Origin of the sequence: Micromonospora sp. WMMD735 (assembly GCF_049178995.1) — a bacterium.
Taxonomy (GTDB): Bacteria; Actinomycetota; Actinomycetes; order Mycobacteriales; family Micromonosporaceae; genus Micromonospora; species Micromonospora wenchangensis.
The window spans coordinates 5,401,160-5,421,683 of the sequence record NZ_JBMHMJ010000002.1; the positions used below are offsets into that span (position 1 = coordinate 5,401,160).

17 protein-coding genes are annotated in these 20,524 nt (G+C 73.7%); 7 read left to right on the top strand and 10 right to left on the bottom strand.

All coding sequences use genetic code 11. The annotated features are described in order from the left end of the window. The first annotated feature begins 44 nt into the window (after positions 1–44). Positions 45–3,620, top strand: coding sequence for a protein kinase domain-containing protein (locus ACN268_RS23530; RefSeq protein WP_421485029.1), 3,576 nt, complete (start codon positions 45–47; stop codon positions 3,618–3,620). Here the strand turns inward: ACN268_RS23530 and ACN268_RS23535 are convergent. Continuing rightward, positions 3,610–4,287 (bottom strand): hypothetical protein, encoded by a 678-nt coding sequence (locus ACN268_RS23535; protein ID WP_421485030.1) that lies wholly within the window; start codon positions 4,285–4,287, stop codon positions 3,610–3,612. The two genes, ACN268_RS23530 and ACN268_RS23535, sit on opposite strands and share 11 nt — an antisense overlap. Before the next feature lie 440 nt (positions 4,288–4,727). On the opposite strand from ACN268_RS23535, the gene ACN268_RS23540 reads away from it, so the two are divergent. Continuing rightward, entirely contained in the window at positions 4,728–5,783 is a 1,056-nt protein-coding gene (locus tag ACN268_RS23540; protein WP_421485031.1) for a tryptophan dimethylallyltransferase family protein, read from the top strand. Positions 5,784–5,804: 21 nt separating this feature from the next. Further along, the gene (locus ACN268_RS23545; protein WP_421485032.1) at positions 5,805–7,214 is read left to right on the top strand and encodes a tryptophanase; all 1,410 of its coding nucleotides are present in this window, start codon (positions 5,805–5,807) and stop codon (positions 7,212–7,214) included. Positions 7,215–7,277: 63 nt separating this feature from the next. Here ACN268_RS23545 and ACN268_RS23550 read toward each other — a convergent pair whose 3' ends face one another. Genes ACN268_RS23550 through ACN268_RS23565 form a run of 4 tightly spaced genes read right to left on the bottom strand, consistent with a single transcriptional unit; the run spans position 7,278 to position 11,048 of the window. Next, positions 7,278–7,838, bottom strand: a complete 561-nt coding sequence (locus tag ACN268_RS23550; protein ID WP_421486976.1) for a GTP-binding protein — start codon at positions 7,836–7,838, stop codon at positions 7,278–7,280. Between the two features lie 11 nt (positions 7,839–7,849). Then, positions 7,850–8,215 carry a DUF742 domain-containing protein gene (locus ACN268_RS23555; protein WP_204925688.1) on the bottom strand — a complete coding sequence of 122 codons (366 nt, stop codon included), beginning with the start codon at positions 8,213–8,215 and terminating at the stop codon, positions 7,850–7,852. Further along, a complete protein-coding gene (locus ACN268_RS23560) occupies positions 8,212–8,643 on the bottom strand; it encodes a roadblock/LC7 domain-containing protein (protein WP_204925689.1) in 432 nt (143 codons plus the stop codon). Before ACN268_RS23560 ends, ACN268_RS23555 begins: the two co-directional genes overlap by 4 nt. Further along, complete coding sequence (locus ACN268_RS23565; RefSeq protein WP_421485033.1) at positions 8,640–11,048, bottom strand: nitrate- and nitrite sensing domain-containing protein; 2,409 nt, start codon at positions 11,046–11,048, stop codon at positions 8,640–8,642. The genes ACN268_RS23560 and ACN268_RS23565 overlap by 4 nt, the downstream gene beginning before the upstream one ends. A gap of 522 nt (positions 11,049–11,570) precedes the next feature. Here ACN268_RS23565 and ACN268_RS23570 point away from each other — a divergent pair. Both ACN268_RS23570 and ACN268_RS23575 read left to right on the top strand, forming a co-directional pair. Continuing rightward, on the top strand, positions 11,571–12,278 hold the full coding sequence (locus tag ACN268_RS23570) for a hypothetical protein (protein ID WP_421485034.1): 708 nt from the start codon (positions 11,571–11,573) through the stop codon (positions 12,276–12,278). Positions 12,279–12,334: 56 nt separating this feature from the next. Then, entirely contained in the window at positions 12,335–13,417 is a 1,083-nt protein-coding gene (locus ACN268_RS23575; RefSeq protein ID WP_421485035.1) for an NAD-dependent epimerase/dehydratase family protein, read from the top strand. Between the two features lie 24 nt (positions 13,418–13,441). On the opposite strand, the gene ACN268_RS23580 is transcribed toward ACN268_RS23575, so the two are convergent. The 3 genes from ACN268_RS23580 to ACN268_RS23590 form a co-directional block, all read right to left on the bottom strand. After that, positions 13,442–14,191 carry a ZIP family metal transporter gene (locus ACN268_RS23580; RefSeq protein ID WP_421485036.1) on the bottom strand — a complete coding sequence of 250 codons (750 nt, stop codon included), beginning with the start codon at positions 14,189–14,191 and terminating at the stop codon, positions 13,442–13,444. Positions 14,192–14,257: 66 nt separating this feature from the next. Then, positions 14,258–15,466, bottom strand: a complete 1,209-nt coding sequence (locus tag ACN268_RS23585) for a GNAT family N-acetyltransferase (RefSeq protein WP_421485037.1) — start codon at positions 15,464–15,466, stop codon at positions 14,258–14,260. A 50-nt stretch (positions 15,467–15,516) separates the two neighbouring features. Further along, positions 15,517–16,236, bottom strand: a complete 720-nt coding sequence (locus tag ACN268_RS23590) for a PP2C family protein-serine/threonine phosphatase (protein ID WP_088642022.1) — start codon at positions 16,234–16,236, stop codon at positions 15,517–15,519. Positions 16,237–16,299: 63 nt separating this feature from the next. Here ACN268_RS23590 and ACN268_RS23595 point away from each other — a divergent pair, with 63 nt between their 5' ends. Continuing rightward, positions 16,300–17,334 (top strand): AAA family ATPase, encoded by a 1,035-nt coding sequence (locus ACN268_RS23595; RefSeq protein ID WP_421485038.1) that lies wholly within the window; start codon positions 16,300–16,302, stop codon positions 17,332–17,334. Here the strand turns inward: ACN268_RS23595 and ACN268_RS23600 are convergent. Next, complete coding sequence (locus ACN268_RS23600) at positions 17,319–17,879, bottom strand: helix-turn-helix domain-containing protein (protein ID WP_421485039.1); 561 nt, start codon at positions 17,877–17,879, stop codon at positions 17,319–17,321. The two genes, ACN268_RS23595 and ACN268_RS23600, sit on opposite strands and share 16 nt — an antisense overlap. 69 nt (positions 17,880–17,948) lie before the next feature. On the opposite strand from ACN268_RS23600, the gene ACN268_RS23605 reads away from it, so the two are divergent. After that, a complete protein-coding gene (locus ACN268_RS23605; protein WP_421485040.1) occupies positions 17,949–19,352 on the top strand; it encodes a benzoate/H(+) symporter BenE family transporter in 1,404 nt (467 codons plus the stop codon). 785 nt (positions 19,353–20,137) lie between these two features. Here ACN268_RS23605 and ACN268_RS23610 read toward each other — a convergent pair. Further along, on the bottom strand, positions 20,138–20,497 hold the full coding sequence (locus tag ACN268_RS23610) for a hypothetical protein (RefSeq protein WP_145917392.1): 360 nt from the start codon (positions 20,495–20,497) through the stop codon (positions 20,138–20,140). Positions 20,498–20,524 lie beyond the last annotated feature (27 nt).

The window sequence follows — 20,524 nt, forward strand, 5'->3', positions numbered from 1 at the left end:
AACCGACGGTTGTCCCGTGTGCCGGGCGGTGCCAGGCTCGAACCATGCCGTGGCGTCCCGGGGACCGGATTCTGGACCTCTACGAAGTGCTCGACGACCCCCTCGCCGGTGGCATGGGCCTGGTCTACCGGGTACGGCACCCCGGCTGGGAAACCGACCTCGCCGTCAAGGTGCCGCGCCCCGAGCAACTGTCCACCGAGGCGCGACGGGCCCGCTTCGAATCCGAGGCGGGCACCTGGGTCGGGCTGGGCCTGCACCCCCACGTGGTCAGCTGCGCGTACGTGCGCCGGGTCGACGGGCTGCCCTGCGTGTTCGCCGAGTGGGTCACCGGCGGGTCGCTGGACCACCTGGTCCGGGCCGGGCGGCTGCACGGGGGGCCGGACGGCCCCGACGGCGGGTTCCTCGCCCGGGCGCTGGACCTCGCGGTGCAGTCGGCGTGGGGCATCGACCACGCCCACCGGCAGGGCCTGGTCCACCAGGACGTCAAGCCCGCGAACATCATGGTCGGTCTCGACGGCGACTGGACCGCGAAGGTCACCGACTTCGGTCTGGCCGGTGCCCGCGCCGCCGTCGACGGGGCCGACGGCACCGGGCCGGACGCCAGCCTGGGCGCGAGTTTCGGCGGCATGACCCCCGCCTACTGCTCGCCCGAGCAGGCCGAGGCGGCGGCCGGCGCGCGGGTCACCCTCACCCGGGCCACCGACGTCTGGTCGTGGGCGCTGTGCGTGTGGGAGATGTTCGCCGGTCACCGCCCCTGCCGCTACGGTCAGGCGGCACGGGAGGCCTTCGCCGAATACCTGGCCGCGGGGGAGGCCCGCCCGGGGGCGCAGCCGATGCCACCGGGGATCGTCGACCTGCTCCGGCGGTGCTTCGACGTCGACCCGTCGACCCGCCCGCACAGCCTCGCCGACCTGGCCACCGAGGTCGCCGGGACGTACGCCGACCTGCTCGGCGTCCGCTATCCACGGGTGCCGCCGTCGGCGGCGGGCCTGCTCGCCGGCAGCCTCTCCAACCAGGCGCTCTCGCTGCTCGACCTCGACCGGCCGGCGGAGTCGGAACACCTGTGGCGCTCCGCCGTCGACATCGACCCGCACCATCCCGGCGCGGTCTACAACTGGGCGCTGTACCGGTGGCGGCAGGGCCGGATCACCGACGAACAGGTGCTGGCGGAGCTACTGGCGGCACGGGAGATCGCCGGGGAGAACTGGCGGGCCGACCACCTGCTGGGGTTCGTCCACGCGGAACGGGGTGACGACGCGGCGGCCCGGACGCTGCTGGCCACCGCGCCCGCCGGCCCCGAGGTCACCGAGGTGACCGCCGCCCTGGCCCGGCGCGGGACGCAGCCCGGGTCGCAGCGGCTGCCCGGCCACCGTCGCCGGGTGTCCGCCGTCGCCGTGGACGCAAGCGGCCGGGTGGCGGTCACCGGCGGCGCGGACGGCAGCCTCCGGACGTGGTCGCTGACCGGGCCGCCGGCGGGCACCGAACTCGGTGCGGACGCCACCGGTGCCGCGGTCACGGCCCTGACGGTCGACCGGGACGGCCGGGCCGCGCTCGTCGCCCGCAAGGACGGCCGGGTCGAGTGCTGGGACCTGGCGCGGGGCGGGTGCGTCCGGGTGCCGTCCGACCGGGGGGCGGCGGTGACCGCCCTGGCGCTCACCGCCTCGGGCACGGCCGCCATCGGGTACGACGACGGCCGGATCGAGCTACGGGACACGGCGGACGGGCGGCTGCGGCGCACCCTGGAGCATCCGCCTGGCACCTACCAGCGGCTGGACCCGGCGACGGGCCGGATCCTGCCGGAGATCCAGGAGAGGCCCGCCGAGGTCACCGTGCTGGGCCTGAGCGAGGACGGCACGGTCGCGGTGTCGGCGGCACCTGGCGACGGCAGCGTGGTGGTCTGGGAGGTCGACACCGGGCGCTGGCTGCACCGCCTGGTCAAGTCCGCCGACATGCGGATGACCGGGGTCGACCAGGTGGCGTTGGGCGGGTCCGGCAGGTACGCCCTGCTGATCGGGCACCAGACGCGGGTGGCGCACCTGTGGGAGACCCGACCCAACCGGGTGCGGGGTCCGGTGCCGAACACCCTGAACCGGTACTCGACGGTCGTGCTCAGCGTTGACGGCGAACGGGCGGCCTCGGTCGGGTACGGCAGTGCCGGCCAACCGCTACGGGTCTGGGAGACGGCCTCCGGCCGGTGCCTGCGTACCGTCGCCACGCGTACCGACGGGCTGCCACCGGAGCTGGTCGGTCTGCTGTCGCTCACCTGTGTGGCGATCAGCGCCGACGGCGCGCTGGTCGTGGTCGGGGACGAGTACGGGGGGCTGCACGTCCACCGGCTGCCCCGTCCCGACCTGCGTGCGCCGTGGAGCTACGAGCGGCCCCTGGCGGCGCGGGCGGTGCTGGCGGCCGAGGCGCAGGTCCGGCAACGGATCGTCCGGGCGGAGGCGCTCGCCCGGGAGGGCCGGACGGCCGACGCCGTCGGGGAACTGCGGGCCGCCCGCGACCTGGTCGGGTTCGAGCGTCACCCGGAGCTGCGGGACCTGTGGGAGCGGCTGGGGCGGGCGGCGGGCGAGCGGACCGCGCCGCTGGGCATCTGGCAGCGCTACGAGCTGCGCGGCGGCCAGTTCACCTTCGTACCCGGGCTGGAGCCGGCGCTCAGTGTCGACGGCGAGCTGGCGGTGACCGGCGGCGCCGACGGCCTGATCCGGGTGTGGGAGCTGCCGACCGGCCGGCAACGGCACACCTTCGCGGAGCGGGTGGGCAAGGCGCACACCCTCGTGCTCTCCACCGACGCCCGGCTCGCGGTCAGCGCGGACTGGGCCGGGACCGCCCACCTGTGGGACCTGACGGCCGGCCGGCGGCAGGCGGAACTGCACGGCGACCACGGCGCGGTACGGGCAATCGCCCTGGACGGTGCGGGCCGGTACGCGATCGTCGGTGACGCCGAGGGCAACCTGTGCCTGTGGAGCCTGCACCGGTTGCACCTGAGCCGCACGATGGTGGCGCACCAGGGGCCGGTGGGGTCGGTCCGACTCAGCGACGACGGTAGGTACGCCGCGTCGGCCGGTGCGGAGGACCGGACGTGCCGGCTGTGGCGTACGGGCACCGGAAGCCCGGTGCTCACGGTCCCCGTCGGGTTCGGGCGGACGACGCTGCGGTTCACCCCGGACGGACGACAGCTCCTGGTCAACTCGGCGAGGGAACTGACCGCGTGGGACGTGCACACCGGCCGCCAGCGGTACGCGCTACCGAGCCGGGGCGACGCCGTAGCGTTGAGCCGGGACGGACGGGTCGGGCTCGTCGCCGCGTACGACGGGTCGTACGGGCGGGTGGTGTCGGTGTGGGAGACGGCGACCGGGCGGGTGCTGTGCGAACTCGCCTCCGAGGCGGACGTGTTCGACGTGAGCCCCGACGGGCGGCACGCGGTGACCGCCGACGCGGACCGTACGCTGCGCATCTGGGACGTGCGGACGGGACGACGCGTGCACACGTGCGACGGTCATCCGGAGCCGGTGACGTCCGTGGCGTTCACGGCGGACGGCCGGAGCCTGGTGTCGATGGACAACCGGCCGGCGATCCGGCGGTGGGAGCTGGACTGGGACTACGACTTCACGGGTTGACCCGCAACCGGGCCGCGCCGAGCCGGGTGCTGAGCCGGGTGCTGAACCAACTGCCCGCCGCGGGTTCCATCGGCTGGTCGTCGTACGCCGCCGCGCGCAGCGCTTCGTTGTGGGCGACCCGTTGCTTGCGGGAGAACCGGCTGCGGTCGACCGCGAGGTCGGCCACGACCGGCGGGACGAGATCCCGGAACTCCGCCGGCAGCCCTGCGGTGTTGCGTTCGTAGTGGGGATCGTCGGGGTAGCTCAGCGTCAGGGTGATCGGTGGCTCGCCGTGCAGCCGACCGCCCAGGGCGCGCAGGGAACCGGCCAGGAACTCCAGGGCGATGTTCACGTCACCCGACAACGTGGCGTTGTTGGACTCCGGCTGGTATCCGGGCGGCGCGTCCTCGGGCACCACGAACCGTACGGTGACCCGCTTGTCGGGCAACTCCAGCAGCAGTCGGGGCCAGGGTCCGCCGCCCTCGATGGTGACGTCGACCCGCTGCGGGTCGACGGACAGCTTCAGGCTGAGCCAGTCGATCATCGTGAGGGCCTCGGGGGGCAGGTTGTCCGGACTGTAGGGGCCCCGGCTGCGGGTCCGCAGCGCCTTGGCGTGCATGGTGGTCAGCACGCGTGCCCCGGTGCCGTCGATCTCCAGGGCGAGCGGGTGGACCGCCAGGTCCCTCATGACGCGCACGACCGCGCCGATCAGCACTGATGGTGCCGCAGCGGTGGCCATCGCCCGCCCCTCCGTTCGGTGTGTGACCGGTGTCGCACCGTGACGGACAGTGTCGCACATGGATGTGTTGGTGGTTGCCGGCCGACGCGGCGGCGGCGAGCGGGGTGGGACCCGGAAAACTGATGCCCCCGCGCGTTCATCAACTCGGTGTGACGTATCCTGTACGCGACTCTGGGTAATTGTCCGAGGTGATTTGCCGGTCTCGCTCCCGTTATGTCATTGCAAGTTGTGATCAATCTTGACCTTGTCGTGAAATGCTTCCTAAGGTCTCTTTTGGTCGGCAGCCTGATCGGGAGAGGGAATTGATGGACGAGGTGTCCCTTTCCGATCGTCTGGGCGACCAGCTGAGGCGATTGTGCGAGGTCGGCGGAATCGCTGCGGCAGAGCCGGTGGAACTGCTGGAAAGCCTGCTCGGAACAGCCGGTTCGCAGCCGTTGTCGGCCCCGCCACGCTGGCCGTCCGACATCGCCGACGACCACACCCCGGTGGAGTTCTCCATCGCCTTCAGCGCCACCGAACCGCCGACCGTGCGCATTCTCGGCGAGACCCTGGGTGCACCACCCGGCCGGTCGGCCAACATGGTCGCCACCCGACGGTTCCTCGACCGGCAGGCGCACCGTGCCGGACTGTCCACGTCCCGGCTGGAATCGGTACGCGACCTGTTCACCACCGACGACCCGCAGGGCGCCTTCGCGCTCTGGTGCTCACTGGTGTTCCGCAGCGGCCGGCGGCCCGAGTTCAAGGTCTACCTCAATCCGGAGCTGCGGGGGGCCGACCGGGCGCCGGGCCTGATCGCCGAGGCGCTGCACCGGCTCGGGCTCGGCAGGTCCTACCGGGCGATGCTCGACCACGGCGTCCGGCCGGGCGAGCTGGGCCGCCGGGACCGGCTGACGTTCTTCGCCCTCGACCTGCACGACGACGCCCAGGCCCGGGTCAAGCTCTACCTGACCCACCACGACGCCGAGGTGCGCGACGTCGTCCGGGCTGCCGGGATCGTCCACGACGTGGACGCGACCCGGCTCACCGAGTTCGTCGAGTTGGCCGGTGGCGGCCGGACCCGGTTCGCCGGTCTTCCCCTGGTGGGCAGCTACACCCTGGTCGAGGGGGTCGACCGGCCGGTCGGCTACAGCCTCTACGTGCCGATCCGCGGCTACGTCGACGACGACGACGAAGCGTACGACCGGGTGGTGGCGGTGCTGGACCGCTACGGCTTCGGCCACACGCTGCTGGACCGGGCGCTCGCCGCGGTGGCCCGACGGCCGCTGCGGGACGGCGTCGGGCTGATCCCGCACCTGTCGTTGCGGCTGGGCGCGCCCCGGCCGGGGGTGACCGTCTACCTGTCCGCCGAGGCGTACCGGGTGACCCCGCCGGTACGCCGCCCGCTGACCGTCGACCGCACGGCGCTGGCCACCCCGACCGGCCGGGCCGGCGCGGGACACCCCTGACCGTCCATCGAGGAGCGAACAGTGCCCGTCGACGCCTACGCGATGCTGCCCCCGTACCGGATCAAGGTGGTCGAACCGATCCCCTTCCTCGACCCGCAGCAGCGGCGGGAGGCCCTCGCGGACGCCGGATACAACCCGTTCGAGCTGCGCGCCGACCAGATCACCATCGACCTGCTGTCGGACTCCGGCACCGGGGCCACCTCGGCCGCGCAGGAGGCCGCCGCCGCGCTCGGCGACGAGTCCTACGCGGGGGCGCGCTCCTGGTTCCGGTTCCGCGACGAGGTACGCGACCTCACCGGCTATCCGCACCTGCTCCCCGTGCACCAGGGGCGGGCCGGCGAACGCGTGCTCTTCACCAGCCTGCTCGAACCCGGTCAGCTCTGCCTCAGCAACACCCACTTCGACACCACCCGGGCCAACGTCACGCTGGCCGGCGCGGAGGCCCGGGACCTGCCCTGCCCGGCCGCGTTCGACCTCGACAGCGCGGACCCGTTCAAGGGCGACATCGACCTCGACGCGTTGGCCGCCACGCTCACCGGGCCGGAACGCGACCGGGTCGGGCTGGTCCTCATCACGATCACCAACAACGGCCTCGGCGGGCAACCGGTGTCGATGGCCAACCTCACCGCCGTCCGTGACCTGTGCCGCGCGCACGGCGTGCCGTTCTTCCTGGACGCGGCGCGGTTCGCCGAGAACGCCTGGCTCGTCGGGCAGCGCGAGCCCGGCTACCGGGACTGGACGCCCCGGCAGATCGCCACCCACGCCTTCGGGCTCGCCGACGGCTGCGTGGTGAGCCTCAAGAAGGACGGTCTGTCGGCCATCGGCGGGCTCATCGGGTCGCGCGACGACGACCTGTTCGCCAGGTGCGAGGCCAACCTGATCGCCACCGAGGGGTTCTCCACCTACGGCGGGCTGGCCGGACACGACCTCGAACGGCTCGCCCAGGGGCTGCGCGAGGTGGTCGACCCCGCGTACCTGCGGGCGCGGGCCGCCTCCACCGCCCGGCTGGCCCGGCTGGTCAACGAGGCCGGGGTGGACACCGTGCAACCCGCCGGCATCCACGCCCTCTACCTCAACGCCGGCCGGTTGCTGCCCCACCTGTCCCCGGCGGAGTTCCCCGGGCATGCCCTCGGCTGCCAGCTCTACCTCGACGGGGGCATCCGCTGCGCCGAGCTGGGCTCCCTCTACCTCGGCGGGATGGACGACCGGCACCGGCTGGTCACGCCGGCCCCCTTCGAACTGGTGCGCCTGGCCATCCCGCGCCGCGTCTACACCGACACCCACTTCGAGTACGTGGCCGCCGTGCTCGCCGACATCGCCAAGGAACCCGGCCGGGTCCCCGGCTACCGGGTCGTCTCGTCGCCGCCCCTGCTCCGCCACTTCAAGGTGCGGTTGGCGCAGCTCCCGACGGGAGGCGGCGGTACCGACTGAACCCGGTACGGCCGGCTCCGGCCGGCGCGGCCGGAGCCGGCCGACACCGCGGGACGGGGTCGCTCAGGCGGTGGCGGGCAGCCGGGACAGGGCGTGCCGCACCAGCTCGATCAGCGCCTGCTTGCTGGAGGCCCGGTCCCGGGCGTCGCACCACAGCAGCGGCACGGTCTCGTCCAGCTCCAGCGCGGCGCGGATCTCCTCCTCGGTGTAGGGGCACTCACCGAAGAAGCGGTTGACGGCGGCGACGAACGGGATGCCCCGACGCTCGAAGTAGTCGACGGCCGGGAAACTGGTGCCGAGCCGACGGGTGTCGACCAGCACGATCGCTCCCACCGCGCCCTGGGCCAGCTCGTCCCAGATGAACCAGAACCGGTCCTGCCCCGGGGTGCCGAACAGGTAGAGCACGACGTCGTCGCTGATGGTGATCCGCCCGAAGTCCAGGGCGACGGTCGTGCTGGACTTGTCCTCCACGCCGGTGAGGTCGTCCACCCCGATGCTGGCCTGGGTGAGGACCTCCTCGGTGACCAGTGGTGGGATCTCGCTGACCGAGCCGACCAGGGTGGTCTTGCCGGTGCCGAAGCCGCCCGCCACGACGACCTTCACCGATTTCCGATCCACGCGTATCAGTCCCTCTTCTATATCCGCTGCAGGCCGGCGAGAACCGTTTCCAGCAGCCACCGGTCGGCGATCTTCTCCTGTGCCGGTGAGCCGATGTCCAGGAACCCCTGTTCGTGGAGCACGTCGACCATCACCTTGGTGATGGCGAGCGGCCGGTGCAGGTAGGCGCCGATCTCGGCGATGGAGATCCACCCCGTGCACTGGTGCAGGATCTCCCGGTACTCCAGTTCCAGCCGGCTCTGGTCGGCCGGCAGGGCGATGACCTGGGTGGCCAGGTCGAGGCTGGTGTTGCGGGGGCTCGTCCGCCCGTTGACGAGGATGTACAACGGCACCAGCCGGCCGGCCTCCGCCTCGTCGTCGCCGTCCCACACGTCGTGACTCATGGTTTCGACCCGGGTCGGTCGGTGAGTAGGGGGCCGTCGAGGCGGGCCTCGGAGCCGAGGTAGTCACCGATGCGGGTCACCAGGCGGCTCATCTCGTACGCGACGGTGCCCATGTCGACGGACTGTTCACAGAGCACCGCCAGCCGCGCGTTCTGGCCGGCGGCGGCGACGAACAGCGTGCGTCCCTCGTACTCGATGATGACCTGTTGGACGGGGCCGCTGTCGAACCGGCGGCCCATCCCCGCGGCGATGCTGTGCAGGGACGACGCGCCGGCGGCCAACAGCTCCCCGGCATCCTGCGGGAGCGACGTGGACTTCTGCACGATCAGCCCGTCGGTGGACAGGACGACCGCATAGACCACGTCAGGGACCTCCACCAGATCGTCGAGGATCCAGGTCAGATCGTTCTGCGATGCGGAGTGGGTCATACGTTCCTGCCTCGGTCGTCTCTGCTGGCGGAGTCCCCGTTTTTCGCTGCCCGGCCGGCGGCCCAGGCCTTCTGGTATCTGCTGAACCGGTCCCGGGCCTCCTCGGGTGAACGGGCGGGAGCCGGCGCGGCGTCGGGCTTCGGCCCGGGCAGACCCTCGTCGCGCAACTCGGGGGCGAGGTGCTGCTGCGGCCGGCGGTGCGGCAGGGGCGGCCGGTCGGCGACCTGCGGGCCGGACGAGCCGCCGCGGGCCGGGCCACGCTGCGCCGGAACTTCGGTCATGATGCCCCCGCTGCGGTCGGAGTGTCGCTCCCCGGTGGGATCTGCCGGCGTCCGCCCGGCCCCGCCCGGTGCGGTGGTCGCCACGGCGGTGGGTCGGGCCCCGGCGGCCGGATGCAGCTCCCGCCGGCCGCCGCCGACCGGCAGCACCGCGCCGACACCGGGGCGGGACATCGCCGTGGCGACGCCGCCGAGCGGCAGGACGCCCGGGTCGGTGCGGTCCAGTTCGGCGGCGTACGACTCGGTGACGATCACCCGGTCGGGCAGCAGCACGATCGCCAGCAGGCCGCCGTACGCCGACGCCCGCAGGCTCACCTGGACGCCGTCCCGCTTGGCCAGCTCCGCCACCACGTGCAGGCCGACCTGCGCGCCGTCCTTCAGCGCCGTCACGTCCGGCGTGGGTGCGGTGGCGAGCAGGTCGTTCGCCCGCTCCAACGCGTCCGCCCGCATGCCCACGCCGGCGTCCTCGATCTCCACCGCGATGCCGCGCTTGACCTCGATGCAGGTCACCCAGACCGTGGTCTCGGGCGGCGAGAACGCCAGCGCGTTGTCCAGCAACTCGGCGATCAGGTGGACGGTGCCGGCCACCGCCGGCCCGGCGACCGCCACGTCCGGCGCGCTGCGCAGGGTGATGCGCTGGTACTGCTGGGCCTCCGCGAAGGCCGCCAGCAGCACCCGGCGCACCGGCACCGGGTTCTGGAAGCGGCGGCCGATCTGACCGCCGGCCAGGATGACGAGGTTCTCCAGGAACCGGCGGGTCTGGGTGAGCTGGTGGTTGATGTCGAACAGTTCGGCCAGCAGCTTCTCGTCGCCGATCCGGTTCTGGAGGTCCTCGATGACCTTCAGGCCGCGTTGCAGGGGGCGCTGCGGACGGCGGGCCACACCCATCAGCATCGCGATACCCGCCGCCCGGGTCTTCGCCTCGTCGACCGCCGCACCCGCCGCCGCCTGCAACGACCGGTTGATCACCTCGGCCACCCGGCCGATCTCGTCGCTGCCGTAATCCGGTAGCGGCAGCTCGGAGGCGAGGTCGACCTTCTCCCGTCGGCGTAGCCGGTCCATCATCGCCGGCAGCTGCTTGTCGACCACCGCCTCGGCGTCCCGACCGAGCTGGGCGAGGCGTACCGACAACGCCCGGTCCACCAGGATCTGCGACTGCCGGATCGCCCAGATGATCGCGGCGATGACCACGAGCAGGGCGACCAGACTGCCCAGGGAGGCGGTGAAGAGCTGGGTGTTGCCGGTGCGCAGGGTCCGCGCCGAGACCGTGTCGGCCTGCACCACGGTCAGGTTGATCAGATCGTCGGACACCTGCCGGGTGAGGGCTTCCCACCGGGCCCGGTTGAACGTCAGGGCACGCGGTGCGCCGGAACGCCACGGCCCATTGCTGACCAGGGCGTTTTCTGCCGCGACTAGTTCTTTCCAGGAGTCGCTCCCGGTGATCGCGGCAAAGCGTTCCCGGGCTTCCGGTTCGAGGTGCGGAGCCACGTTGGTGAGGCCGGCGTGATAGGCCCCGACCAGGTTGGTGAAGTCGAGATGGTCCTGCGGGCTGAGGGTGCGGGCACCGAAAGCGCCGTCAATGGTGGAACCGGCCCGGGACATCAGGTCACTGGCGCGGAAAGTCTCGGTCGCCGCGATACCGCCCTGGGCTGCGGCGGGGTCGGGGACGATTCTCGCCTGGGTGTCGAAGAGGTCGGTCGCGGCGTCGAGCAGACGGTTGTAGAAATCGTAGACACCCGTCCCGTTGGCCGACCGGGAATCGATGGTGCTCCGCACGCTCGCCAATTCGTCGAGCAGGCCGGCGAGCGTCTCCCACCGGGTCACGATCGAGTCCGGGGCGTTGCCCAGCGCGGCGTTGGCGGCGGGACGCAGGGTGGCCACCCGCTGGTCGGTCTGCTGCCGCTGCTCGATGAGCCGGCTGAGATCCCGGGACGGCTGGGTGAGGTAGCTGACGCTCAGCCGCCGTTCCTGCTGGATCGAGGACAACGCGGAGACCGCCGGGATCGACACCTGCCGGACGCTGTTGGCGACCTGGCGGTTGTAGAAACCCTGGAAGATGAGATAGCCGGAGGCGACGAGCCAGACCACCAGGGCGACGACGCTGGGAATGAGCACCAGCCTGATCACGCGTCGTTTGATCGACTGCGGTCGACCGGCACGGCGACCCGGTGTCGTCGGTGCGGCCTGGTCGTCTGAGGCGCGGCGCGGTTCTTCGCGGTCGGCCTGTTTGTGCGCCAAAGTCGTCGTATCCAATCCTGGTCAAGCCACAGACAGCGGCGGTCCTACGCCACTGGTCGACGCCGATGTGTGCCAACCCTACCGTCTTATCGGACCCGTACCCGCCCACGATTCGACGACAGTGGACGGTCGTGCCGTTCGTACTGGTCAGCCATTTGGCAGGGGTCACCGTCGATGGAAAACACGGCATTGACGTGACCGGGGTCACTGTGGACGCCGCCGCCGGAACCGGTCCCGGCCGGCCGCCGGCCCCGGTACGCGGCGGCGCAGATAGATTCGGGTTCTCCCGGGTACGGGGAAACCGCCGGGGGGTCACCGGCGTCCAGTTCGATGCTGTGGCGCGTCCATCGTCCGGGTGGAGCGCAGTGGACACCCCGCGCCCGCGCGGGGTCGCCGGTGGAGGAGCAGGGGATGTCGAAGCTGAAGTGGGTCACCGGGGTCGCGGTACTGGCGTGCTCCGGGGCGTTGGTGGCCTGCGGGGACGGCGGCACGCCGGCCGCTGACGGGTCGGCCACGGCCACGCCGTCGGGGTCGGCGACGCCCTCCGACGCGGTGACGCCCACCGCCACGACGGCACCCGACCCGACCGCGCCCCCGGCGTCGACGTCGGCGAGCCCGTCGCGGCCCGCCGGGAAGCCGTCGGCCACGGCCGGTGCCGGCGGGGTGCTGTCCGGCAAGCGGGAGGTCACCATCGTCCGGGTGCAGGCGACCGAGTCCGGGGTGGCCCTCGACGGCGGTGCGCTCGTCGAGGTCGACGACGACAGCGGACGCCAACTGTTCGTCCCGACGCCGGCCGGCGGCGGCAAGTACCTGGTCAAGGCGTACGGCCGGCGCGACGGCCACCCCGCCAACGACGACCCGGCCTGCTGGCAGGTGGTCAACCCCGGCGACGGCACGCCGCTCACCGTCGAGGGGTCGGCCTGCGACAAGCGTAAGCCGACGCAGCTGTTCAGCATCGTCAGCAAGGGCAAGGGCGCGTACGCGATCAGCAACGACTCGGCGTTCCTCCAGTTCTCGCCCAGCCGGGGCCTGATCCTCGAAGAGTTGGGCGACGCGCCGCTGCGCAGCACGTTCAAGCTGGTCGACAACGGTCCGGCGCGTACCCCGGCCGGCGGCTGACCCACGATCCGCCCCCGGCGGGGTTGGCGGACGGTCCAGCGGGTACCGCACCCGGCATGCGGATCGTGATCGTGGGGGCCACCGGCAACGTGGGCACGGCGGTGCTGCGCCGGCTGGGTCGGGAACGGGGGCTCGACCTGGTCGGTGTCGCCCGCCGGCTGCCCGGCCCCGACGCCGGAGTGCCCTACGCCGGGGTGCGGTGGCACTCCTGCGACATCGGCGCGCCGGGCGCGGTCGACCAGCTCACCGCGATCTTCGCGGGGGCCGACGCGGTGGTGCACCTGGCCTGGCAGATCCAGCCCAGCCACGACCAGCGCACCCTGCACCGGACCAACGTCGGCGGCAGCCGCGCGGTGATCTCGGCGACCGTCCGGGCCGGAGTGCCCGCCCTGGTGTACGCCTCGTCGGTCGGCACCTACGCGCCCGGCCCGAAGGACCACCCGGTCAGCGAACGGTGGCCGGCGACCGGGGTGCCCGGCTCCTCGTACAGCCGGGACAAGGCCGAGGTGGAGGCCGTGCTGGACGCCGTCGAGGCCGCCCAGCCGCAGCTGCGGGTGGTGCGGCTGCGCCCCGGACTGATCTTCCAACGGGACGCCGGCACCGAGATCACCAGGTACTTCCTCGGGCCACTGGCCCCGGTACGGCTGCTGCGGTACGGCCGGATCCCGCTCGTACCGGCCAACCGGCGGCTGCGGATGCAGGCGGTGCACGCCGACGACGTCGCCGACGCGTACGCCCGGGCGGTCCTCGGTGCGGCGCGCGGCGCGTTCAACGTCGCCGCGGACCCGGTGCTGACCCCGGAACTGGTGGCCCGGCACTTCAAGGGCTGGACGGTGCCGGTGGCCGCCCCGGTGCTGCGCGCCGCCGCCGCGCTGACCTGGCGGTGCCGGCTGCAACCGGTGGACGCGGGCTGGGTCGAGCTGGGGCTCGCCGCGCCGCTGATGTCCAGCGAACGGGCCGAGACCGAACTCGGCTGGCAGCCCCGGGTCGACGCGGTGACCGCGCTGCGGGAACTGTTCGCCGGGATGGCCGACGGCGCGCACACCGCCGGCCCGCCGATGTCAGGCGTCGCCGACCTGCCCGGTCGGGCCGCCGGCCTGCTCCGGGGCCGCGTCCCCGGCCAGGGCGACCCCTACTGACCCCCGCCACCGGCCGCCGGTCCGTCAGGCGTGGGAGAGGGCGAACGCGGTCAGGAAGCCCAGCACGGTGATCAGGCCGACCAGCAGGTGGGCGTCCTCGAACGCCTCCGGGACCATGGTGTCGGTGATCATCGCGAGGATCGCCCCGGCGGCCAACGCGGTGATGGTGGCCAGCAGCTCCGGCGGCGCACCAACCAGCAGGGTGTTGCCGAGCAGCGCGGCGACCCCGCTGACCAGGGCGATCGCCGTCCAGAGCCCGAAGACGTACCGGCGGGAACGGCCGGCCCGGCGCATGCCGGCGGCGCTCGACAGCCCCTCCGGCACGTTGCTGAGGAAGACCGCGGCCACCGTGACCAGGCTGACCGGGCCACCGGCCAGCAGGCTCGCGCCGATCACCACCGACTCGGGTACGCCGTCGAGCAGCGCACCCACCGCGATCGCCGAACCCGAACCGGGCTGCTCCCGCTCGGAGGGTTGTTCCGCGCCGGAGCGTTTCCGGTGCCGGGCACCCCGTCGGGCGAGGAGCAGGTTGGCCCCCGTGTACGCCAACGCCCCGCCCGCCGCCCCGATCGCGGTCGGCAGCAGTCCACCCTGCTCGTGCGCCTCGGCGATCAACTCGAACGAGACCGCGGAGAGCAGGACCCCCGCACCGAACGCCATGATCGACGCGACGACCTTGCGGGGCACCGGCAGGAAGAACCCGACGGCAGCCCCGACCAGGAGCGCGGAACCGGCCAACAGGCCCCACGCCCCGGCTTGCAACCACTGCGGCATTCCGGGGACCGTACCCGCCCCCGCACCGCGTCAACCAGACCCGGCGGCCCTGCCGGGGCCGGCCGCTCAGAAGTCGGCGAACAGGTAGGGCAGTGCACGGGGGAAGAGCCGGCGCAACTCGTCCGCCGCCTCCGGGCCGACGTCACCCAGCCCCCGGATGTGCACCTCGGCCGGGTCGAGCACCCCGTACGCCAGCGCGGACAACCCGGCGGCGGTGAGCGTCGCCGTCGGCACCCGGCCACCGTCGGTCACCGCCGACCGGCCGCCGGGCGCCAACGCCATCCGCCCGTCGACGCCGTCGAGCAGGTGGGTGCCGGCGAGCCACCGGTCGTCGACCAGGTCCACCCGCACCCGGCCCGGCCCGGCGGGCAGCCCGGCGAGGGCGTCCACGCTCAGCAGGCGGGCCATCGGCGCCGGCGACCCGGGCCGGGACACCCGGGCCTCGACGTGCACGGCCAGGTCGGTCAGCCACAGCTCGGGCAGCTCGTCGGCGGGCACCCGGAGGCTGATCCGTTCCACCTGGTCGACGTGCCGGGCGAGGAACTGCAACAGCAGGGCGCGGGCGTACGGGTCGGCGGCGAGCAGGTCGTCGCCGACCAGTTCGCCACCGTGGTCGTCGATCCGGTAGGTGAGCGCGCCGACCACGCTGCCGTCGATCGTCGCGGTGATCAGCCACCTGTCGTCCCGGTCCCGCAGTCCCACGTCCCGGAAGTCGGGGAAGATCGCGAAACCGTGCCGCTCCCGCAGGCACCGCTCGGTGAACGAGCGGTAGTGCGGATAGCCGCCGCCGATCCGTTCCCAGCCCACCGTGCCGGGCAGCTCGGCGCGCAGCAGCGGGCCCAGGTCGGCCGGGGAGAACCGGACGGTACGGGCCCGGGGCAGCCCCACGTAGCCGAACCGCTCGTAGAAGCTGGCCCGGAACGGGTACAGCGCGGTCACCGGGTGCCCGCCGTCGCGCATCTCGTCGAGGAGTTGGCAGAGCAGGGCGCGGACGTACCCCTGACGGCGGGCCAGCGGGTGGGTGGCGATCCCGGCGACCCCGGCCATCGGCAGCACCGCGCCGCGCAGGTTCTGCCGCATCGGCACCGCGCTGGCGGTGGCCCGCGCCTCGCCGCCCTCCTCGACGACCAGGGTCCGGTTGCCCTTGTTGTACGGCAGGTAGCGGTGGAACGCGTCGACCCGCTCCCGGCTCAGCGGGGTCGCCTCGAAGGCGTACGCCTGGAGCGGGAAGCTGGTGGTCAGTCGTTCCTCGGCGGCCAGGCGACGGATGAGCATCCGTCCATCCCAACCCGGCCGGCGGTCGGCCGCAACCCGGTTGGCCGGGTTCAGCCCTCGGTCACGTCGGAGACCACCACGGTGACGTTGTCCGGTGCGCCGGCCTGGTGGGCCAGCTTGACCAGTTGCTCACCGCAGTGCCGGCGGTCCTGGTAGGTGACGAGCGCCCCGTGGATCGCCTCGTCGGCCACGTAGTCGGAGAGACCGTCGCTGCACAGCAGCACCCGGTCCCCGGCGAAGACGGTCAGCACCCCGATCGCCGGGGGCGCGTCCGCTCCCTGCACCGCCCGGGTGACCAGGGAACGCTGCGGGTGGTGGCGGGCCTGGTCGGGGGAGAGCGCCCCCTGGTCGACAAGCGCCTGGACGAAGGTGTCGTCCCGGGTGAGCTGGGTCAGTTCCCCGTCGCGCAGCAGGTAGCACCGGGAGTCGCCGACCTGCGCGAGGACCAGGGTGTCCCCGGCGAGCAGGGCGGCGGTCAGCGTCGTACCCATGCCTTCGCGGGCCGGGTCGGCGGAGATCGCCGCCCGGATCCGCCGGTTGGCGGTGGAGACGACGGCCCGCAACGCCTCGGCGGCCTCGTCGGTGCCGGTGGGGGGGACCAGCTCGTCCAGGATGCGGATGACGATCTCGCTGGCCACCTCGCCGGCGGGGAGCCCACCCATGCCGTCCGCCACCGCGACCAGGCGTTCACCGGCGAGGGCGGAGTCCTCGTTGTTGGTGCGGACCAGGCCGACGTCGTTGAGGATGGCCGAGCGGAGGATCAGCGTCATGGGACAAGCTTGCCGGATACACCCTCGCTCCGTCTCTACGCACTAGTACGTAGGGTGGGAGAAATGATCCCGGTGTCCATGGTGGGTCGCGTCGGAGAGCTCGCCGAGCTCGACCGGGCGTGGTCCACCGTGGCCGGTACGGGCCGGTCGGCCCCCGCCGTCACGGTCATCACCGGGGCCGCCGGGGTGGGCAAGAGTCGGCTGGTCGCGGCGGCCGTCGAGGGTCTCTCCCCCCGACCGGCGGTGATCCTCGCCGGGACGGCACGGGTGCACGATCCGGCCCCGTACGACTGGCTGGCGGCGGTGCTCAGCGTCCGCGACGTCGGCGCGCTCGACCTGCCGTCCGACGCGCTCGCCTGGTTGGCCCAGCATCCGGCCGCGCCGCGCGAGCGGTACGCCCCCGGCACGCTGCTCCGGCTCGCCGTGCGTACCGTCCGGTCGCTGGTGGGTGCCGGCCCGGCCGTGCTCGTGGTGGAGGACCTGCACGATCTCGATCCGGCCAGCCTCAACCTGGTCGTCGAGCTGGCCACCGCGCCGCAGTTGCCGGCGCTGCTGGTGGTGGCGAGCCGGCCGCCGGCCGACGCGGTCGCACCCGACCTCACCCGCCGTGTCCTGGCCCGCCTCTGCGGGGTACGCGGCGCGGTGCGCCAGCACCTCGGCCCGCTCGGCGTCGCCGAGGTGGCCGAGATCCTCACCCAGGTGTACGGCGACAGCCCACCCCCGGCGCGGGTCTGTGCCGACGTCTGGCAACGCACCGGCGGCAACCCGTACGCGCTCACCGAGTTGCTGGCGGTGCACGCCGGCCGGGGGCTGGACGCGCTGGTCCGGGAGCCGTTGCCGGAGCACCTGCGGATGCCGTCGCCCCGGGCCGCCGCCCCGCCCGAGGCCGAGCTGACCGGCCGGGAGGTCGAGGTGCTGGGCTGCCTGGTCGCCGGGATGTCCAACAAGCAGGCCGCGCGGGCGCTGGGCATCTCGGTGCGGACGGTGACCGTGCACGTGTCGAACCTGCTGCGCAAGACCGGCTCGGCGTCGCGTACCGAGGCGGCGATCTGGGCGGTGCAGCACCGGGTGCCCGGTGCGGGTCAGGTGCGGGGGTAGCGCAGCAGCAGGCTGGCGGCGACCTCCTCGTCGCCGAGGGCGGCGTAGCCGTGCGGTACGTCGGAGGTCCAGCGTAGGTGGCCACCGGCGGCGGCGGTCAGCGGGGCGTCGACCGGGCCGGCGCGGAGCACCCCGGCGAAGACCGTGACGTGTTCGGTGACCCCCGACTGGTGGGCGGGGGAGACCTGCTCTCCGCCGGGGCGGACCCGCAGCCGGTACAGCTCGTAACTGGCGTCGGTGTCGGTGAACGACTCCAGCAGGGTGGCGACGACGCTGGTGCCCCGCACGGTCGGGGTGGCGGCGGGCCCGGCGAGCACGGCCGCCAGCGGTACGCCGAGCTGGGCGGTGATCGCGTAGAGCGTCTCCAGGGTGGGGTTGCGGGTGCCGTTCTCCAGCGCCGAGAGGGTGGCCTTCCCGACCCCGGCGGTACGGGCCAGCGTGGAGAGGGAGACCCCGCGTTCCATCCGCAGCGCGCGCAACCGGTGGCCGACCGCCCCGGCGTCGGTGTCGAGCGCGGGCCGGCGGGCTGGGCGGGGCGGGGTCATCCGGCTATGGTGCTACACGCCGCTGTTCCGTAAACGGAACGATGGGTGGCCGGCGCGAGGGGGAGTGTGGTGGGGGATCGGTTGCAACCGCTGCTGGCCGGCGTGGTGACCGCCGTGGTCGGCTTCGCCAGCTCGTTCACCGTCGTGCTCGCCGGGCTGCGGGCGGTCGGCGCCAGCGAGGCGCAGGCCGCCTCCGGGCTGCTCACGGTGAGCGTCGCCGCCGGGATCTGCGCGACCTGGCTCGGCCTGCGGCACCGGATGCCGATCGCGATCGCCTGGTCCACGCCGGGCGCGGCGCTGCTGGTCGCCACCGGGCCGGTCCCCGGCGGGTGGCCCGCCGCTGTGGGCGCGTTCGCGCTGTGTGGGCTGCTCATCGTCACCGCCGGCCTTTTCCCCGCCCTGGGGCGGGCGGTGGCCGCCATCCCCGCCCCGGTGGCGGCCGCGATGCTGGCCGGGGTGCTGCTGCCGCTGTGCACCGCCCCCGTACGCGCGCTGGTCGAGGTGCCGGCCCTGGCCGCCCCGGTGATCGTCACCTGGCTGGTGCTGCACCGGCTCGCCCCCCGGTGGGCGGTCCCGGCCGCGCTGGTGGCGGCGGCGGTGGTGATCGCCCTGACCACGTCCGGCGTGGGGGTCGCCCTCGGCGACCTGCGGCCGGTGGTGTCGCCGACCGTGCCGGCGTTCACCCTGCCCGCCGTGATCGGCCTGGCGCTACCCCTGTTCCTGGTCACCATGGCCGCGCAGAACGTGCCCGGCACGGCGGTGCTGCGCGGTTTCGGCTACCGGCCGCCGCTCGCCCCGGCGCTGCGCGCCACCGGGCTGGCCAGCGCGCTCGGTGCCGCCACCGGCGGGCACGCGGTCAACCTCGCCGCGATCACCGCCGCCCTCGCCGCCGGCCCCGACGCCCACCCCGATCCGGACCGGCGCTGGATCGCCTCGGTGACCGCCGGCGTCGGCCTGGCGCTGCTCGGGCTCGGCGCGGGCGCGGCGACCACGCTGGTGCTGCTCTCCCCGCCGGTGCTCATCGAGGCGGTCGCCGGGCTCGCGCTGCTCGGCGCGTTGGCCGGTGCCCTCTCCGCGGCCCTGTCCGCGCCCCCCGCCCCCGCTGCACCCCTCGTTCCCGTCACGCCCCCCGCTCCCGCTGCACCCCTCGTTCCCGCGACCCCTGGCCCGGCGTCCACCGCTCTGCCGGCGTCCGTGACCCCCGTCCTGCCGGCACCGGCGTCCACCGCTCTGCCGGCACCGGCGTCCACCGCTCTGCCGGGGTCCGCGTCCACCGCTCTGCCGGAACCGACGACCGCCACCGCGTCGGTGGTCATTTCCGATCCCCGGAGCCGCGAGGCCGCCGTGGTCACCTTCGTGGTCACCGCCTCGGGGGTCAGCCTGCTCGGCGTGGGCGGGGCGTTCTGGGGACTGGTCGCCGGCTGGCTGATGCTGCTGCTCTTCCGTCGCCGCAGGCCCGTCCCTGCCGCCTGATGGGCCGACGGCGACCGGTCCGACCGCCCCACCGCCGCGCCCCCACCCGGGACGCGACGCGACGCCGCTCCGCCCGCCGTCCCGGTGCCTGCTCCCGCGTCAGGAGGGCGTGGCACCGCGCCTTCTCGGCCACCGTTCGGCCAGGGGGTAACTACCTCCGCGCGTCCTTTCGACCTGACGGCGTCAACGACTCATCCGCATCCTGCCGGGTGCCGGCACGCCCGCTCACCCCTTGGCTGCCCGATCGCCGGCTTTCCCATGGCGCCCGCCCGCCCGTTCGCCCCCAGGCACCCGCTCGCCCGCTCGCCCGCTCGCCCGCTCGCCCGCAGGCACCCGCTCGCCCGCTCGCCCCCAGACACCCGCTCGCCCGCTCGCCCCCTGGCTGCCCGCTCACCCGCTCGTCCGCTCACCCCCCTGGCTGCCCGCTCACCCACTCACCCGGGCGAACGGTCCCGGCTTCGCTGTCGCGCCATGCCTCGGGCAGGTGATTCGTTGACGCCGTCAGGTCGAAAGGGAGCGCGACAGGTACTGGTGCCCCGGTGGCACCGCTGTCGAGGTGCGGCTTCGAGTACCCGCCCCGACCGGGCCCCCACCGACGCCGACACTGACGCCCCCACCGACGCCCCCACCGACACCGACGCCGACGCCCCCACCGACGCCGACACCGGTGGGACCGCTGTCGAGGTGAGGGCTCGGCACGCCGGAGCGGACGCCGCCGGCGCGTCGGTGCCACGGTGGCCGCCCGGGTCGCCACCGACACCGCCCGGCGGTGCGGGGCGGGTGGATCACTCCTCCGGGGGCAGGTCACCCACGGGGACGTGCAGGCGTACCTGGTCGTCGGTGACCGTGGCGATCTGGTCGGCCAGCACGTACACCGCGCCGGTGCGGGCCAGTTCGGTGGAGACCTTGAGGTAGCCGGTGCGCAGCAGGCGGGCGGCGAGGTCGGCTGGGACGTCCGGCTCCTCGACGGCCACCGACTCGATCAGCTCGTCCAGGCTGCCGCCCGGATCGGCGGTCGACGCCTGCACGGTCACCGCGTTGGGATCGCCCCGCTGGACCAGGTCGACGGTGCCGATCTCGACCCCGACCGTGTCGACCACCCGCATGCCGGTGGTGATCCGCGAGATGACCGCCTGCTCTGCCATGCCCTGCTGCTCCATCCCCGGGCGGTT